The organism is Spirillospora sp. CA-128828, assembly GCF_050945415.1.
Classification (GTDB): Bacteria; Actinomycetota; Actinomycetes; order Streptosporangiales; family Streptosporangiaceae; genus Spirillospora.
The window spans coordinates 8,316,238-8,332,925 of the sequence record NZ_CP191986.1; the positions used below are offsets into that span (position 1 = coordinate 8,316,238).

Here is a 16,688-nt window from a genome sequence, read left to right on the forward strand (position 1 = left end):
GCCCCGTGCGGAGCTGGCTTAGAGGTCCTAACAAAATGATCAGCGGACGAGGCGTCGCCAGCAGATGATGGCTGCGGCTACATCCGGTCTGCACGGCATCTTCGGATGGAACCAGACCCTGGTGGCCGTCGCCGTCGCCCTCGTCGCCACGGTGCTCGCGATCTACGGGTACGACTGGCTGCACCGGCACACGCTCGCTCGACCTCGCCGACGAGGAACGGGCCCGCGCTCGCAGCGAGACTGTACTCGCCGAGACCGGATCCGTCCGATGACCTGACGGAACAAGGAGTCGCATGTCCAGGTCTCAAGCAAGTCGACTGAAGTCCAGCTCGCCCTTGCCCTGTACAGTCTCTTATGTCCGACACGACAAGCGTGTCGGTTTTCGCGCAAATAAGAGGGTGATTAACATGAATCAGAGCCACCCGCCTCCCCGGCTTCGGGTATTGATAACGACGAATGAGCCCTGGGGCACCTACCACGTGCAGCCATTGCTCCACGAGGCCGAGCGGCGCGGCTGGGAGCTCATTCAGGTGGTGCCCGACGTGTCGCGCATCAAGCCCGGGGATCCAGTGCTGGCCGCGACACCGCAAACGGCGCCGCCGGCCGATCTGCTCGTGGTCGCCGGGGCCGGTGCCTGGCCGGTGGAGGTCGCCAGTCGATTTCCGAGGCTGCCCCTGGTCGCCAGCGGGCTCGCCTATCTGGGGCCGCGGGAAGCCGCCGGCGCCGGGCGGCTGCGCCCGCGGCTGCGGGCGATCACCGCCGCGTCGCAGGGGGCGGCCCTTGCGTTCGCCGGCCATCTCGGCACGCGGCGGACGATAACCGTCGTCGGTTCCCCGCGGACCGATGATCTGCCGAAGCGGGAGCCCGAGCCGGGGCTGGTACTGGTCCTGACGAGCGTCACCCACCCCGATTCGACAGGTGAAGCAGCGCCCGGCACAGATCTCCTGCTGGCGGCCGCGGAGGAGCTGCGGACGGCCGGCAAGCGGATCATGGTGGGTCTGCACCCGAGGGAGGACCCCGCGTTGTGGGCCCGCCATGAGATCAGCCAGGTCTCGTCGCAGACTGCCGCGGCACGTGCTGAGGCGACGATCGGGATTCCAGGAACGGTGTTCCCCCTGATCGCCGCCGTGGGCACACCTCTCGTGGGGTGCACCGATCCCGCGCTGAGGGTTCCCGACTATCTGCTCACGGTCTGTTCGTCCATCATCGATGATGCCGCGCTCGCGGTATCCGCGGTGGACAATGCCCGACTTCCGGCGTCTGAGACGCTGCGGGAGGGCATCGGGCCGGTCGGCGGATCGGCGGGTCGCCTATTCGACGTCTGGTCGAAGGCGGCACGAGGGGATGTCGTCGAATCGGCGTGACCCTTCGTCCCAGCTCCACCCCTGTGGTCACCCACTTGGGGTGGAACACCCGCTGCTCGGGCGGACCGGTCGCATGCCGGTCCGCCTCGGCGGTTCTCTCGCGTCCTCGCCGTGAACGGCGGGAGGAACCCCGGTGTCCCGGCGACCGGCATCATGCCGTCATCGCCGGGACGCTTCTCGTCGCCGTTCCGAACACAGTTGGCACGGTCTTCCGTGGCCGTGCCTCACGGCCCAGAAGAGGCCGTCTGCGGGGATTGACACTCCCGACGGTCGTCCGGACCGGGCCCTGCCCTAGTTTTCTAAGATCAGTGGACGTGCCGAGCGACGTGGGCCAAGTGGGATGACGCCGCCGTGACTCCACCCCGTTAGCCGTTCAGCACCGGCCTGAGCGGGATGTGGCCACCGTGGCGCCAGGCCGACCATCAGCCGCCTGTCACTCTTGTGAAGGGCGATTCCACGGCTGATTGCTTCCGCCTGCCGGAAGGTCCCAGACGCGCATAGTGCCGTCCCTGCCGGCGCTGATGACGACGGGCCGACCCCGCAACTCGGTGAACCGGACGGTGGACACTTCTCCGATGGCACCCGGGAACTCGGAGCCATGCGCTGAGTTCGGCTCTCCCAGGATGCGACGTTCCGCGACATCCCATATGTAGACCATGCCGTCTTCGCCGCCGGTCGCCGCGACCGCGCGACCGCCCACCACTGCAGCGTCGAGGCATACGATATCGCCGCCTGGCACGGTGACCGGGTCGGCCCACACGGGAGCGTCAGCGTCGCTCACATCGCACACCGCGAGAACCCGTTCTCCGGCCGCCACCAAGAAAGCCCGGTCTTCCACAGCGGCCAGTGCGAAATAGCCAAAGGCTCCGTCATCGATGCCGTCAGGCACATCGAGTTCGACGATCGGACATTCCTCCTTGATGTCCCACACGATGACGCCTCCGTCCACACCGATGGACGCGATGACCGCCCTGCCCCACAGCGTGCCCGCCGCAACGCTCCCGGCACATTCCAGTTCCGTCACCAGCCAATAGTGATCGTCTTCGTCCATGTACTCACCAGGCTCGTCCCCGTCGAGGTCGCCGGCATCGGGGGCGTCTTCCTTGTGTGCCGGCCCCTGGACCTCCACAGCCGGACCGGTCCCACCGATGACGAAGAGGGTTCGTCCGCCGAGCGTTGCCGCGCGAGCCCAACTCACACCTCCGCCGTCCGCTCCCTCCAGCACCGCACCGGTTTCCAGATCCCACTGCGCGAAGTCCTGGTGCTCCCCGCCACCGCCGACCACGATCCGCCCATCGACGACGGCTGCGCTGATCTGACTGAGCTCAACGAAGGGGAATTCTCGGGACGGGACATCAAGCCGATGCTCGGCCCATTGATCAGTCGTCGGGTCCCAGGAGAAGGCGCGGTGTTGGTCGGTACCGATGACGAGCAAGTGACCGTCACGGTCGACGAGGTCGAAATCGAGGAGGGGACTGTCAGAGGGCGCCCTGCTGGTCACGACGGCTCGGAGTCCAGGCATGAGCGCATCATAGACACCGAGCCCGACGATCACGGTCGGCCGCCAAAGGACATGATGGCGGTTACTGACGCACCGACGACGCCATCGCCACGGCAGGGCTGGCCGGCCTGAGCGGGATGTGGCGGCCGGCAAGGCCGAGCAGACGACAGCGGCCGCCACAGCAGCTCGGACGCACAACGGCCCGACCGAAACACACGTTTCAGTCGGGCCGTTATAGCTGGTGGAGGTGGCGGGAATCGAACCCGCGTCCTTCCAAGGAGTCTCGTTGGCTGTCATTGGCTATCGGCGAGAATTGGCCGCTGAACAGGGCTACAGCTAAGTCGCATCAATGGCCATCGTTGATCGTTGCTGGCGTTCTACGGCCATATTCCGGGCGTAAAGCGGGCGCTCTCATGCTGCCCGGGTCTCCTCCCCGCGGCCCTCCAGGTCCCTCCGGACATCCGCCCAAATGAAGGCGGGCCCGGACGCGGCGAGGAAGCGCCGGCCGAGCCCTTGATCCGGAGGAGACCGGACCATGATGCAGAACCTACCGGCCGACGTCGGCCCGTACGAGACCGAGCAGCAGGCGGCCGAGACGACCCGCGACGCCTACGGACACCCGAACTTCCCCGGCCACATGAAGGCCTACAACCGGGCCCGCCTCACCGAGGCGTGCGAGTCCGCCGGCGTCGAGCTGGGCGCGTACGACCTCCGCATCCTGGAGTGGCTCACCGTGTGGGAGCCCGAAGTGATCGCGGTCGTCGCCGGCCTCGTCCTGCGCGCGGGGGAGGCCGGCCGGTGAACCGCACGACCCGTATCGCGCACCTGACGTCGGTTGCGGTCATGGGCCTGTTCGTCCTGGTCGTCACCGCGGACGGGTTCGCGCAGTCGTACGCGGGCCTGCACAAGTGGGCCATGGAGCGGGGCCTCAAGGACTGGAAGGCCGACTCGTTCCCGCTCCTGGTCGACCTGTTCATCCTGATCGGCGAGCTTGGCCTGTTCGCCCTGGCGCTGGAGGGCTACCGGCTCACCCGCAGGGGCCTGGCCTGGCTGGACCTGGCGTTGCCGTTCGGCCTCGCCGCGGCCGGGTGGGGCGTGTCGCTGGCGTTCAACGTCGGTGCGGTGCACGGCTGGCGGGAGCAGGTCACGGCGGCCGTCGCCCCGGTCGCGTCGATGCTCGGGCTCTTGGTGCTGCTGCGCACGGTCCACCGGCTCATCACCCGTACCCCGCAGGGCCCGGCCGAGGTACCCGCCCGGCTGGTCGACCGGCCGCGGATGAACGGCGCGACCGTCACCGCGACCGTGGGCGAGGCGCCCGTACCCGTCAGCGGGCACGCCGTACTCGCCGTGCCCGACCCGACCGATCTCCAGTTGCGGGCGGCGCGAGAGTTCGCCGACGACATCACCGCCGGACGGGTCCCGGGTATCCGGGCGATCCGGCAGCAACTCAAGATCGGGCAGCCGCGCGCCCAGGAGGTGAGGGCGTACCTGTCGACCCTGGCTGACCAGTAACCCACAAGCACCCGGCCCCGGGCTCCACCTTCCACAGCGCGCCCAGGGCCGGGCCCCTCACAAGGAGGTCCACCCATCATGTCCCAACGCCCGGGTACCTGGCGAGGTACCCGTACCCGCCGTTCGCGGCGGCGCCGCTACACGCTGCTCGATCACCTGATGCTCGCCGGGATCACCGGCGGCGGCGTGTACGTGATCCTGCACCTGCTCGTCATGCCCGTACCCGTCGCCGTACTCGCGGCAGTACTCGCGGCCGGGTTCTACCTCGGCGCGGCGGTGCGGGTCCCGCGGTTCCGGTCGCCGATCGTGTGGAGGCGGGGCCGGTGACGCTCGCGACGACCCCCCGCCCGGTCGACCCGGACCCGCGCCTGTCGGTCCGCCTGGTCGCCGTCCTGCGCGGCCTGTGGGCCGTCTTCGCCGCGTGCACCCGTATCGCCGCGGGAGCGCCGGCCGCGTGGCTGTCCGCCCGGCTCGGCACCCCGCCCGGGTGGCTGCGCAGGACCGGCCGCCGCATCGCCGACAAGTACCGGCTCGGCTACCACAACGCCTGTGAGGGCGACGTCATCGACGACCAGGACGACCACGAGGAGCAGTGCCGGTGAGCGGCAAGAGCAGGATCCCCGAACTCGCAGAGATCCCGTTCACGGGCTCCAAGTCCATCACCGAGTACTCGCAGGCCGGGCGGCGGATCTGCCGTGACCTGGCGATCGAGTTCGACCTGTCCGCCGAAGAGGTCTACAAGGCGCTCGTGGCGACGGCGAAGGGCAACCCGCTGCTGTTCGGCGTCGATGTGCGGATGCGGGCTCGGCGGGTGTCCAAGCGCCTCAAGCGGGCCAGCGAGCACGAAGCGGCGGCCGGCGCTGAGCTGGTGGCGTTCCATGCGTCGTTCCGTAAGGAGTTCGCCGACGTCCTCAACCCGCCCAAGCCCCCCAAGCAGACCTTCAACTTCAAGGATGACGACTGATCATGGCGGACAAACAGCTCACAGTCGCCGCGGATTCCTCCTGGGAGCGCGTGAAGGCCGCGCAGGCGTCCAAGCTCATGACGATCGCCCCGCCGTGGCTGATCTGGCCGATCGTCGCCGGCATCGGCACCGCTCTGCACGCGCTGTTCGGGACCGGGCCGGGTGCGCCCTGGTCGGCGATCGGGCTGACGCTCGGCGCCGTGGTGCTGACCGGGGTCACGTGGCTGGTCACCCATGAACGCGGCATCCTCGGCCGCGGGTCGGCGGCCGTCACCACGGCCGCGGTGTCGATGTGGGTCACGGCCTGCTCGGTCGCCGGGTTCACCCAGCCGGTCATCCTGTGGTTCTGGGTGGCCGGCGGGCTGGTCGCCTGCGCGGGCTGGAACATCCGCACGGTGATCCGGTCCCGGCAGGGCGCCCACGGTGTCAACGACGCGCTCGCGTTCCTGTTCGAGGCCAACAAGGACAAGGCGAACCTCGGTGGGGCCCGGATGGCGACCGTCAACGCCGGTGAACGCAAGATCGAGGGCGTGATGGCGCTCCCGGCCGGTGAGAAGACCGTCGCCGACGTGCAGAAGAAGACAGAACACATCGAGGGCGCCATGGGCCTGCCGCCCGGCACGATGACCGTGTCGGCGAACATGGACCGCGCCGACCTGGCGCACGTCACCTTCTCTGATCCGCGGATCCTGCGGACGCCGCTGCCGTGGCCGGGACCGTCCCGGCCGGGCGCGTCGGTCGCCGAGCTGCTGCGCGCGGGCGTGTTCCAGGACGGCGACGACGCCGGCCTCATCCTCGTCGGGAACCACCTGCAGATCATGGGGCGGACCGGGTCGGCGAAGTCGCTCGGCGCCGGCTGGAACCTGCTGTCTGAGCTGTTCACCCGCCCGGACGTCGCGGTGATGGCCGCGGACCTGTCCAAGGGTGAGCAGACGCTTGGGCCGTGCCGTGAGGGCCTGCACCGCTTCGAGACGGAGAAGGCGGGTGTGTCGTCGCTGATCCGGGACGTGTACGGGCAGATCAAGCCGCGCACGGACTGGCTGGCGGCGCACGGGTTCACCGCGTGGGAGCCCGGATGCGGGCTGACGTACTGGGTGGTGTGGTTCGAGGAGGCCGCGAAGATCTTCGCCAAGGTCAGCGACAAGGACGAAGAGATGTTCTTGGAGGTGGTCAAGGAGATCCGCTCGGCGGGCGGGTCGGTGGTCATCTCGCTGCAGCGCGCCGACTGGACGCAGATGCCCACCCTCGTCCGCGGGCAGCTCTCCAAGATGTGCTTCGGCGTGGAGAACAGCCAGGACGCCGGATTCGGGCTCTCAGAGGCTCAGGACGACGCTGGGTGCCGTCCGGAGTTGTGGGGCAAGCGGTACCCCGGTATGTGCTACGCGGACGCGGACGGGATCGATGAGGCCCGCATCGCGATGCCGCTGCGCACGTTCCTGTGGGACAAGTCCGGTGAGCAGATGCGGCAGAACTGCGCGGAGTTCCCCGCGGCTGCGAAGTCGATGGACGAGTTCACCGAGGCCGTCACCCGCGGCCGGGTCGGTCAGGCGGCGCCGGCGGGAACACCTACCGGTGTGGACATCGACGAGGACACCGACCCCGAGGACATCGACAACGACGAGTGGAAGCCGACCGTCCCGACCGAGGACCCGGACCCGTCCATCCAGGCCGGGATAGACGACCCGATCGAGGACGGCCCCGACGACGAGGAGTTCGAGTTCGCCCAGCCCGAGCAGCGGCTCACACCGGCCGAGACGCGGACGGCGATCCTGTCGCAGCTGGCGGCGTGGATCGACGAGGGCCGGGAGGACTTCACCACGGCTGATCTGGCGCCGGTGTGGACGGCGGCCGGGCAGTACCGGCAGACGGTGCAGCGGATCCTGAAGGCGCTCCGCGAGGACGACGGGATCATCGGATATGACGACCAGGCGCAGCGGCACACGCTGTTGCGGCGCCCGGAACCGGTGCCCGCGTAGCGCGCACGGCTGCGCGCGGGCACCGCGCGAACGCATGTTGATCATGCTGCAACGCGGGTGCCCACGCGGGTGCAACGGAGGGGTGCAACGCCCGGGTGCAACGGGCCTGTTGCACCCCTCCGGACCTGTGTATCCCTCCCCCGACCCCCGCCCGGGTGCAACAGACGAACCTCATGAGTACGGGGTTCCTGGGGGAAAGACTGACGCCCCGCCTCCGGAGAGGGGGCGGGGCGCCGGTGCATCGCAGGCTCAGCGTAGCCCGCCGCCGGCCCCCGGGTCAGCCCGTCCCGATATGCCAGCCACGCGCCGCGATGATCTCGTCCGCCATGTCGCGCAGCGTCGACGACGGCCCCGTCTCGGCGCGGGCAATGTTGACCAGAGCGCGGCGGAGATCGACCTCCGTCAGCGCGGACACCACCTCGCGCGTGAAGTCCGCGATCGTCGCCGCGATCACCTCGGCCTCCTGCCATGCGCCCGCCATGGTGAGCGCGCGCAGCAGATGCACAAGGTCGTTGTAGGCGGCGCGGCCCCACTGCTTCCCGTGCGCGGTGACCGGCCCTACCTGCGCGCGGGGGCTGTAGGGGTCGAGGGCCAGGCGCCCGTGGGCGGCCTCGTCGAGGTACCGCATCGCCGCGGCGTACTCGCCCAGTTCCAGACGCACAAGCCCCTGTTGCACGGCCAACTCGGAGGCGTCGAGCCACCATGCCCATGCCGGATCACGCGGGTGCATGGAGTCCTGGAGGACGCTCGCGACCCGATCGAGCCGAGCGAGAGAGCGCGCCCGGTCACCGCCTTGCGCCAGCGCGCGGCCCGCACGGATGTCGAACAGCGCGCCGACACGCGGGGCAAGGTCACCCGGTTCGGCGACGTGCTCGGCGATCTGGAGGGCCTCGCGCGCCCGCCCGGACTTCACGTCGATGAGGGCGAGGTGGGTCAGCTCGAACAGCTCCATGCTGCGATCGCCAGCCAACCGGGAGATGAGCATGGCCTCCTGGACAGTGGCGCGGGACTCATCGAACCGAGCGGCGTCGTACAGCGTCCACGCGGCGATCTCGCCCGTCTCACCCGCGGCGGCCTGGAGGTCGCGTTCGTCGGCGTCGTGACGGCCGGATGCCAGCGCATCGCGCGCCGCGCTGAACGCCTGGACGGCGACGCTGGCGACGGACGTTCCGCCGAACCGGCTGTCGAGCGCGATCAGGTGGCGGTTGGTGTCCCGGACCGTCGCGGCGTAGTCGCTCGGGGTCGAGCCGTTCATGGCGGGCAGTGCGGGACGGGATGGGTCGCCGAACAGCTCGGTCACTGTCTTGCCCATGACGCGGGCGTAGAGGAAGCGGTAGCGGGCGTTCGGAGAGTATTGCCCCCGCTCCCAATTCTTGATCATGTTCGCGAGGGTGCTGACATGCGGCAGACCGGGACGGTCACGCGGGTCTGCGGCATCGCGTAGCAGCCGGGCGAGGTCTGGCCGCGACCAGTACGGCGGGGCCTCGCGTTCCGCGCGCAGGCGTGCGCCGATCACCTTCTTGCCGGGGGTCATTTGCGATGCACCTTCCGACGGGCGGGGATGGGGATGCGCATCCCCTCCCATCCCCTCATCATCCCCTCCCGGTGTGGCGCCTGCCACAGATTCACTAACGGTGACCGGATCACGACCCGTGCATCGCAGCCCAGGACGGTCCCCATGAACGCGACGTCGCAAGACACTGAGCAGGTCAAAGAACAGCTTCGGGCCGAGTTTCCCGGCTGGTCGATCATCCGCACCGATCGCGGTCGGTGGTGGGCAACCCGCGGGCCCCTCGTTCGTGAGGAGTTGAACGAGGAGGCGTCCGCCGACGCTGACACCCCCGAGGAGCTCGCCGAGGCGATCCGGGCGGTGTCGGGTGGCCGCTGACGACACGGTGCGGATAGACCCGGTCCCGATCCGGGTGGCCGAGGCCCGCCGGATCGAGGACCGGTATGGGGGCGTCGTCTGGTTCGGCTACTGGACACGCCGTTGGTGGGCCCTCGTCGACGAGCAGGCCCTTGTGCATGGCGCGACCCCGACCCGGCTTGGCGAGGCCATCGTGGCGGTGCGGAGGCGTGATGCTCTCGCTTGATCCGCAGCGCAGGCGGGAACTGGCGAAAGCGCTGGCCGCCTATCAGCACCTGATGGACGAGGTGGTGACGGAGTCGCAGCACTGCACGCGGAAGGAGGACCCGGAGAAGATCCGCGTGTACGGCGACATCATCGAACGCGCTGCAGCTCGCGAACGAGAGCGGGCCAGGCAGTCAGCAGAGTCATCATGAGCTGGGGCGGCGCCGCCGGGTAACCCCGAGGCTCGGCCGCGCCGCCCCTTCCAGCACCACGCCCCCTATATCTGCCCCCGGTCCGGCCCGGTCGCCGGCGACACAGGCAATCCGCCCCCAACACCACGCCCGGTTACGCCGCGTTCGCCAACGCCAACGCGCGCCAGCCAGACCGCACCAGGCGACCCCCAGGCCGCGCGGGGCCTACCGAAAGCGCACGATGACCACAGACGAGGAACTGATCAGCGCCTACCTGCGGTACCTGGTTTTGCAGGGGCGATCGGACAACACCCGCCGGGTGTATCGCGGCCGGCTGGTCGAGCTCGCGCGGCTTCTAGGTTCCGGACTGCTGCAGGCCACCCCCGACGACATCGCCACCTGGCGGGCTGGGCTGACGGTGGCCGATCCCAGCGTGCTGTGCTATGCCGCGGCGGTGAAGGGCTTCTACGCATGGGCGCACAGCCACGGGCACATCCCGGCCAACCCCGCCATGCACATCCCCTTGCCGCGGCAGCGGCAGCGGCTGCCCCGCCCGATCTCAGACGCCGATCTCGAAGCGGCGATCGACCAGGCGCCCGCCCGGATACGTCCCTGGCTGGTGCTGGCCGGGTATGCCGGGTTGCGCTGCTGCGAGATCGCGCGGCTGCGCCGTGACGGCATCGTGGATACCGCGTCCGGGCCCGCGTTGCTGGTGCTGGGCAAAGGGGACAAGGAACGGCTGATCCCCATGTCCCCGTATGTGTGGGATCACCTCCAGGCCGCTGGCCTGCCGCGCCACGGCTGGGTGTTCTTGCGCCGTGACGGCCGCCCCGGGCATGTCCCGGTCGGCACGGTCACCGCTGACGGCAACGCCCATCTACGCGCGTGCGGAATCCGCGCGACCATGCACCAGCTTCGGCACCGGTTCGGGACCAGCGCCTACGCCAGCTCGAAGGATATTCGCGTGGTTCAGGAATTGATGGGCCACAGCTCACCGGCGACCACCGCCCTATATGCGGCGCATTCGAACGCCGATGCGGTATCGGCAGTCGCTGCGATCCAACCCTCTGAAACCGGGCGGGGCGCGCGCCCAGTCGCCGGACGGCGAGTCTCTTAAACGGATGTTTGCGGTACACGCGCCGACCGGCCCTGAACAGGCCGGTCGGCGCGGCTCATAACCGCGTGTCCGCAATCAACGCATCACCGGTCATGCCTGCCACCGTTTGCGGTTCATCCGGCGTACGCTTCTGGTAAGAAACCTAACCGCTTCTGGGAGTGGCCGTGACCTTGATCGGATACGCGCGCGTCAGCACGCACGACCAGCACCCCGAAGCGCAGACGGACGCCCTCGACCGCGCGGGATGTGACCGCGTGTTCGTCGACCAGGGCGTGAGCGGCAAACTCGCGCGGCGCCCTCAACTCGACGCGTGCCTTGCGTTCCTGCGTCCTAGCGACGTCCTGACGGTGACCAAGCTCGACCGCCTCGGCCGGTCGCTGCGTCACCTGATCGACCTCTCGGCGAACCTCGACCAGGGCGGCATCGGGCTACGTGTGCTCGACCAGGGCATCGACACCTCGACGCCAGGCGGACGTCTGTTCTTCCACCTGGTCGCCGCGTTCGCCGAGTTCGAGCGTGACCTGATCTCAGAGCGCACCCTCGACGGCCTTGCCGCCGCGCGCGCCCGGGGCCGCCGGGGCGGCCGGCGCCCCAAGCTCACCGCGCAACAGGCCACGCTCGCGCGGCGCCTGTACGACGAGCGGAAGCACACCGTCGCGCAGATCGGCGCCATGTTCGGGGTGTCCCGGCAGACGGTCTACCGGCACTTGTCCGCCGATGCCGGCGACAAGGCGAAACAAGGCAGCAGCAACGCTCTGACCTGTGATGACAAGGAAACAAGGTGACCGGCAAGGCGGCCGACAAGGTGACCGTGCCGTGCAAGGCGTGCGATACGCCGATCTCGACGACCGTCCGGGGCAACGCTGTCCGGTGCCCCGGCTGCAAGACGGCGAACTGGATCCCCAGGACCGGCACGGCCCCGGCCGGGCCGATGCCGGTCGAGCCGGGCCGGTGGGAACCGGCGCCGATCGAGCCCGACCCGGCCGAGCAGGCAGAGGCCGGCTGTCCGGATTGCGGCGACCCGCTGACATGGGAACCGGCCGGGACACTGCTCTACTGCGGAACCTGCGACGAACCGCACTTCCCCGCTGAGCTGATCCCCCGGCCGGGCGGCCGGGACGGTACCCGGCAGGTCACCACTCAGGCCGAGCGCGACGACCAGGCGCTAGAGCTGGCCGAGAAACGCGCCGTCATCCTCGACCAGATCCGCGAGGTCCTCGACGACGAGCAGCTCACCCCACAGAGCCGCGGCCGCCTGGAATGGTTCGCGGCCGAGCTGGAGCACGCGCACACCATGCCGCGCGTCGTCGAGCTGGCCGAGCGGCTCGCCGGCGAACGGATCCGGCGCCGCGGCTGGTTCCGCTCGGACGCGGTCAACCCGGCGTATGCCGCCGCCCTCGACGAGGGCCAGGACGACGAGGACGACGAGGGCCAGGAGGACGACGGCGCCCCGTGGGACGACCGGCCCCGCGCCATCGCGGCCCCGGTCCGCGCCGTCGACTACACGGCCGAGCTCGCCCTACGCGGCTACCGCGTCGACCCGGCCGCGCCGGACGGCCGATGCGTGATCAACGAACGGTGGTACGGCGGCGGACGCCAGGATTGCCAGGGCGGCGCCTACCGCACGCTCGGCCCGCTACGGCTCTGCCACGGGCACTACACGGCGCTCACCACGCCCCTGAGCTGACGGGAGGCCCACCCCATGCCCCACCTACCTGCCGCGCCGCTAGACCGCGTCCTGGACCGCGTCGACCGTGCATGGCAGCCGCGGCGGGCGGCGCATCACGTCATCCTCGGCCAGACCGGCGCCGGGAAGACGACCCTGATCAAGAGCCTGTTGCGGCTGCGCCTGGACGCCCGGGTACTCATCATCGACCCCAAACCCGCACCGGATCCGGCCTGGGACGACGTAGCCGGCTACCCCGACACCTGGGGCACACCCGTCCAGCACATCGCGGCAGGGTTCGGCAGCGACCGGGAAGGCGGCGGCCCGCACGGCTACTGGTTCCGCCTGGTCGCCACTCCCGACCGTGAAGCCACCGGCGCGGCCCTGGCCGCCGCCCTCGACGTCGTACGGGCCGAAGGGCACGCCATCGTGGTCATCGACGACGCCCGGGAAGTCTGCCGCGCCTACCGCGCTCACAAGCTCGACCAGGCCGTCGAGTCCGTGATGAACCTCGGCCGGTCCGGCGCTACGTCGGTTCTGCTCGCCACGCAAGAACTCGGCTACGTCCCCGGCCGCGCGCAAGGCGCCTTCACCTGGGTCGGGCACACACAGGGGCTCGACGCGGCCAAGGGCGGCGCCGCATTGCTCGGCAAGGCAGGCAAGGCATGGGTCGAGACCATGAGCGCTATTCCGCCCTATCACTGGGCCTATCTGGATAACCGCCCCGGGAACCCGGGCCCCGTGCTCACTACCGAAAGCCTGTGATAGCCCAACACGGGCAGCCGAGAAATAACGTCGCTTTACGCGCGCACGTGAGAGATCCGAATCAGCGGTTCCCTGGTTTCGCGTTCCGCCCGCCGTCCGGGGCCATAAATTAAGGGGGCAAATTGCCGCCCCGCGCGGGAGAGGAACCCCGGCCACCTGTGACCGGGGTTTCATGGAACGGGATTAACGGCCCCTAACCGTCCTCGGCCTGGTCGAGCATTGCGGCAGCGAAAGCCATGTCACCCTCACGCTCGTCAAGGTTCCGGGTGATTTCCTCGACCGTGACCGGGTGCGTGAGGGCGAGCAACTCACGACGGATACGGCCGGACTTCAGATCAGTGGGACGCCATAGCCCCCAATCCTGACCCGTGGAAATGAGCCGGTACTTCCATGTGACCTGTCCCGGACGCAGCTCAGACCATTCCCGTTTCAGTTCCCGCCACAGCACACCACCGGGCCCGACGATGACCCGGTCAGGGAAGCCGGCCCCGTCCGCACGCCGAGAGTCCCGGGTGTGGAACGTCGCCAGGCGCAGCCCGTTGACGAGCTTCACAACCTCGGCGTCGAGCTCATCCTCGCTCATGTCCGAGACGCCCCGCGCGTCCGGGTGCCGGTCCGGGCCGCAGCTGTGCCGGACCGCGTTCACGTACTCCTGCTCTGCCGTGACGACCGCTCGATCATCGGTGGTCATGCTGCCTCCTGCCGTACCTCGGGGACGGTCTCCGCCCCCCTGTTCCACGGATTCCGGTGACAAAAGCCTCTGAAACCGCCTCTGACCTGCGGTTATGTATGTCATCGGGTCCGATGACAACCGGTGACAAAAGTTCTGGCCTAACGCTCTGACCTGGGAAAACACGAGTTCTCGGCCCTGATGACAGAAGTCCCGGATCGGTGACAGAAGTCGGCCGACCGAAAGCGACCCCCAGGGCCGACCTGGACCACCTTTTGTCACCACGGATGGCTTCTGTCATCGCTTTGTCACCGCCTCTGGTGACACATGTCCTTGCAGGTCAGAGGCAGTTTCAGGGACTTTTGTCACCGTGTCACCGCCCCTTAGGGTTGACCTGGTAGACAACGCTCCGGCGACCGCCGGTCGAGGTGTCCGGCGCCCGCCGGATGTACTCGTGATCCTCAAGGAGGTCGAGCACCTGGCGGACGTCGTCGGCACCGTCAAACCGACGTTGGAACGCGCGCTGAACGTCCCGGGCCTTGAACTCCGGACCGGCCTTCTCTGTGATCCACTCCAGGACCGACCGGGCGTTGTCGAGTGCAGGGTGAGCCCGCATGGCGCCGAACGCGGCCATGGCGTGCTCGACGAAGTACCGGGCGAGGTCGATCGCCCGTCCCATCGTCTCCTCGCTGATGGGCGTCCGAACGCCGTTGTCGGGATTCTCGGCCAAGTGCAGGAGTCCGGCTATCCGAATGGTGGCGCCTGGAAGCTTGGATGCCCAGTCGCGGAGGGATTCGAGATCTCCCGTTCCCCTCTTCAGACGAGGCTCTATTTCGATACGCCATTCTGTGAATAGCTTCAATGCCGCAGGACTGATAGGAATAGCGGCCGGATCCGTCCATTCGGAGAGGTCAAGAACCAGACGCTTGAGGTTTTCCATGTAGGTCCTGATCACTTCTTCAGAGACGGTGTCGGGGGTGATCTTTCGCGCCCCGACCATGTCCCTGGGAAGACTGAAAAGGAACCTTGCCAGCACGCCACGTCCGCGCATTTGCCGCTTGGCCGCGATGTCGCGGAGCATGTCCGGTTGGATCGCGACGCCGATCGTGAGGGCGGGGCGATCGATGAACTCCTCTCGGCCGCGCCGGTCGACTTGTACCCGGTCACCGGCGTGTGCCTTTAGGACGAGTTCCACGTTCGGTTTTCCGCTGCTGTAGCGGCCCATGACGACCTCGAAGAATGTCCCCTCTGCGGCCAGGATCGCCAGACGCCCGCCCTGGTCCGCCATGACCGTTGCGGCCTGCTCCGGAGAGATGTCGTCGGCGGTCAGCCGGGGCAGGGTCGGCACCTCGGTTGCCTCGGCCATCTGGCGCGCGTCGACGGCGAGTTCGATGTCCTGTGCAGACTTGGCCTTACGCCGCGCGTCCTCGGCGCGGGCTAGGGCGATCTCGCGGTCCTTGGCCGCCTGGTCGATGTGGTCTCGCGCCGCCTCCCGCATCTGCCTCTCGGCTTCGAAGACCGGCGCGAGCATGGCTCGGAAGGCCGGGGACTTGCCCGACCCGGGCGGCATCGCCGTGGCGAGGTAGAGGCACAGCGGCTCCCGCCACTGGCCGCGCACGACGACTTCGGCACGGCCACCGGCGGCCGTGGAGAGGCCCGACAGTGCGAGCGTGCCCGGGAGGTCGACGGGAACCTGAAGTTCTTCGGCCATCCCGGCCACCATGTGGGCGATGTAGTCCGGGAACGCGGTCAGCGGGAACGCGGGCAGGGCCGCACGGGACCCCAGCGCGAGCGGCTCGTCCCACGGCTCTGGCGCGGCCGGAGGGTCGAGAGGAACCCCGGCCTTGCTGAGGATCTCCTCCGCCTTCTGGCGCTCGTCGCCCTTCTTACGAGTGCTCACGCGACTCTCCTTCGCAGGGCCGAACCGATGGTGCGGCGTGCTTCCGATTCGCTGAGCCCGATCTCGGCTGCCGCCATGGCCAGGGCATCGCAAGCGGCGTGTTCGTCGACCTCGGCCGCGGCGACCATGTCGGCGACCCGGCAGGCCGCCCAGTGCAAGACCGTGTTTCGTTTGCCCGGGTAGGCGGCAAGCACGGTCTCGACCAGCCCCCGGAGACGTCCGTGCGGCATCGCCGTTCGGACGCTCGACCTAGCGGCGGGGATGTGGTCCGTAGGCCGAGTGGGCGCGGCCAGCTCGGCGAGGAGCCCGGGAAGCGGAAGCACGGGCGCGGCGGCGTGGTCGACCGTGTATCGGCCACCTCCGACCGTCGAGCCGGGCCCGATGACGTACCCGCCGCCGGGGCTGCCGTCCGCGTTTCCGTCGCCCCGGACGTCGATCATGGGGCCGACCTTGCCCGCGCTGTTCGGGATCGGGCGCCCGGGGATAGCGCGGAAGTACAGGTGAGTCCCACCGGACGCGGTACGGACGGTGAACGTGTCGGGCCACTGCTCACCCTGCTGTTCAAGCAGGTAGGCCAGAACGTCAGCGCCGTCTCTGATGCCGCCCTTGGCCGTCCACTCGGCAGGCATCTCGGAACCGTGCGCCGGGGTATCGAGATCGATCACGACCAGGCCGGACGCATGGCACGCTACGCCGATGTTCGGGCCGTCCTGCGGCCAGTGGGCCCGGACGACGGCCGGGTCGGCGCTGTTACGTTCCTTCCACTTCCAGCCGCGCGCGGGCGCCTTCTCCGCCTGGCAGCGTCGACAGTCCTTATCCGGCCCGGCCGGGTGGCCGTGGCCGGCCCTTGCCGGTGTGCCGCACGGGAAGACGGCGAATCCACGCTCGGCGAGCATGACAGCCGTGTCCCGTATCGTGGGCGTGACAGAGCCCTTGTCCGGTTCCTGGTTGAGCGGTCCCGTAGCGAGCGGGGCCGCTTGTTCGTTCGGGG

Annotated in this window: 20 protein-coding genes; 15 read left to right on the forward strand and 5 right to left on the reverse strand. The window is 69.1% G+C overall.

Annotated features, from left to right (window positions below; all coding sequences use genetic code 11):
- The first annotated feature begins 64 nt into the window (after positions 1-64).
- Entirely contained in the window at positions 65-277 is a 213-nt protein-coding gene (locus ACQPXG_RS39960) for a hypothetical protein (RefSeq protein WP_433464343.1), read from the forward strand.
- Positions 278-407: 130 nt separating this feature from the next.
- The gene (locus tag ACQPXG_RS39965; protein WP_433464344.1) at positions 408-1,364 is read left to right on the forward strand and encodes a hypothetical protein; all 957 of its coding nucleotides are present in this window, start codon (positions 408-410) and stop codon (positions 1,362-1,364) included.
- 433 nt (positions 1,365-1,797) lie between these two features.
- Here the strand turns inward: ACQPXG_RS39965 and ACQPXG_RS39970 are convergent, their stop codons facing one another.
- Entirely contained in the window at positions 1,798-2,919 is a 1,122-nt protein-coding gene (locus tag ACQPXG_RS39970; protein ID WP_433464345.1) for a hypothetical protein, read from the reverse strand.
- 481 nt (positions 2,920-3,400) lie between these two features.
- Between ACQPXG_RS39970 and ACQPXG_RS39975 the strand changes: the two genes are divergently transcribed.
- The 6 genes from ACQPXG_RS39975 to ACQPXG_RS40000 all read left to right on the forward strand — a co-directional run bounded on the left by ACQPXG_RS39975 (position 3,401) and on the right by ACQPXG_RS40000 (position 7,317).
- Positions 3,401-3,667, forward strand: coding sequence for a hypothetical protein (locus ACQPXG_RS39975; protein ID WP_433464346.1), 267 nt, complete (start codon positions 3,401-3,403; stop codon positions 3,665-3,667).
- Positions 3,664-4,377, forward strand: coding sequence for a DUF2637 domain-containing protein (locus ACQPXG_RS39980; protein ID WP_433464347.1), 714 nt, complete (start codon positions 3,664-3,666; stop codon positions 4,375-4,377). The genes ACQPXG_RS39975 and ACQPXG_RS39980 overlap by 4 nt, the downstream gene beginning before the upstream one ends.
- Positions 4,378-4,455: 78 nt before the next feature.
- Positions 4,456-4,704, forward strand: coding sequence for a hypothetical protein (locus ACQPXG_RS39985; RefSeq protein ID WP_433464348.1), 249 nt, complete (start codon positions 4,456-4,458; stop codon positions 4,702-4,704).
- Positions 4,701-4,979 (forward strand): hypothetical protein, encoded by a 279-nt coding sequence (locus ACQPXG_RS39990; protein ID WP_433464349.1) that lies wholly within the window; start codon positions 4,701-4,703, stop codon positions 4,977-4,979. Before ACQPXG_RS39985 ends, ACQPXG_RS39990 begins: the two co-directional genes overlap by 4 nt.
- Complete coding sequence (locus ACQPXG_RS39995; RefSeq protein WP_433464350.1) at positions 4,976-5,341, forward strand: hypothetical protein; 366 nt, start codon at positions 4,976-4,978, stop codon at positions 5,339-5,341. The genes ACQPXG_RS39990 and ACQPXG_RS39995 overlap by 4 nt, the downstream gene beginning before the upstream one ends.
- Positions 5,342-5,343: 2 nt before the next feature.
- Positions 5,344-7,317, forward strand: a complete 1,974-nt coding sequence (locus tag ACQPXG_RS40000; protein ID WP_433464351.1) for a hypothetical protein — start codon at positions 5,344-5,346, stop codon at positions 7,315-7,317.
- Between the two features lie 277 nt (positions 7,318-7,594).
- Here ACQPXG_RS40000 and ACQPXG_RS40005 read toward each other — a convergent pair whose 3' ends face one another.
- The gene (locus ACQPXG_RS40005; RefSeq protein WP_433464352.1) at positions 7,595-8,851 is read right to left on the reverse strand and encodes a hypothetical protein; all 1,257 of its coding nucleotides are present in this window, start codon (positions 8,849-8,851) and stop codon (positions 7,595-7,597) included.
- 144 nt (positions 8,852-8,995) lie between these two features.
- Between ACQPXG_RS40005 and ACQPXG_RS40010 the strand changes: the two genes are divergently transcribed.
- From ACQPXG_RS40010 to ACQPXG_RS40040, 7 genes are all read left to right on the forward strand, one after another.
- A complete protein-coding gene (locus tag ACQPXG_RS40010) occupies positions 8,996-9,205 on the forward strand; it encodes a hypothetical protein (RefSeq protein WP_433464353.1) in 210 nt (69 codons plus the stop codon).
- Entirely contained in the window at positions 9,195-9,410 is a 216-nt protein-coding gene (locus ACQPXG_RS40015) for a hypothetical protein (protein WP_433464354.1), read from the forward strand. The genes ACQPXG_RS40010 and ACQPXG_RS40015 overlap by 11 nt, the downstream gene beginning before the upstream one ends.
- Positions 9,397-9,600: a hypothetical protein gene (locus ACQPXG_RS40020; protein ID WP_433464355.1), complete on the forward strand. Its 204-nt coding sequence runs from the start codon at positions 9,397-9,399 to the stop codon at positions 9,598-9,600. The genes ACQPXG_RS40015 and ACQPXG_RS40020 overlap by 14 nt, the downstream gene beginning before the upstream one ends.
- 220 nt (positions 9,601-9,820) lie before the next feature.
- A complete protein-coding gene (locus ACQPXG_RS40025) occupies positions 9,821-10,696 on the forward strand; it encodes a tyrosine-type recombinase/integrase (protein ID WP_433464356.1) in 876 nt (291 codons plus the stop codon).
- 164 nt (positions 10,697-10,860) lie between these two features.
- Positions 10,861-11,481, forward strand: coding sequence for a recombinase family protein (locus ACQPXG_RS40030; protein WP_433464357.1), 621 nt, complete (start codon positions 10,861-10,863; stop codon positions 11,479-11,481).
- Positions 11,478-12,383 (forward strand): hypothetical protein, encoded by a 906-nt coding sequence (locus tag ACQPXG_RS40035; RefSeq protein ID WP_433464358.1) that lies wholly within the window; start codon positions 11,478-11,480, stop codon positions 12,381-12,383. Before ACQPXG_RS40030 ends, ACQPXG_RS40035 begins: the two co-directional genes overlap by 4 nt.
- Before the next feature lie 15 nt (positions 12,384-12,398).
- The gene (locus ACQPXG_RS40040; protein ID WP_433464359.1) at positions 12,399-13,127 is read left to right on the forward strand and encodes a helicase HerA domain-containing protein; all 729 of its coding nucleotides are present in this window, start codon (positions 12,399-12,401) and stop codon (positions 13,125-13,127) included.
- A gap of 193 nt (positions 13,128-13,320) precedes the next feature.
- Here the strand turns inward: ACQPXG_RS40040 and ACQPXG_RS40045 are convergent, their stop codons facing one another.
- From ACQPXG_RS40045 to ACQPXG_RS40055, 3 genes are all read right to left on the reverse strand, one after another.
- Positions 13,321-13,818, reverse strand: coding sequence for a hypothetical protein (locus ACQPXG_RS40045; protein ID WP_433464360.1), 498 nt, complete (start codon positions 13,816-13,818; stop codon positions 13,321-13,323).
- A 352-nt stretch (positions 13,819-14,170) separates the two neighbouring features.
- On the reverse strand, positions 14,171-15,697 hold the full coding sequence (locus ACQPXG_RS40050) for a DUF3987 domain-containing protein (RefSeq protein ID WP_433464361.1): 1,527 nt from the start codon (positions 15,695-15,697) through the stop codon (positions 14,171-14,173).
- The gene (locus tag ACQPXG_RS40055) at positions 15,694-16,593 is read right to left on the reverse strand and encodes a bifunctional DNA primase/polymerase (RefSeq protein ID WP_433464362.1); all 900 of its coding nucleotides are present in this window, start codon (positions 16,591-16,593) and stop codon (positions 15,694-15,696) included. Before ACQPXG_RS40055 ends, ACQPXG_RS40050 begins: the two co-directional genes overlap by 4 nt.
- Positions 16,594-16,688: the final 95 nt, after the last annotated feature.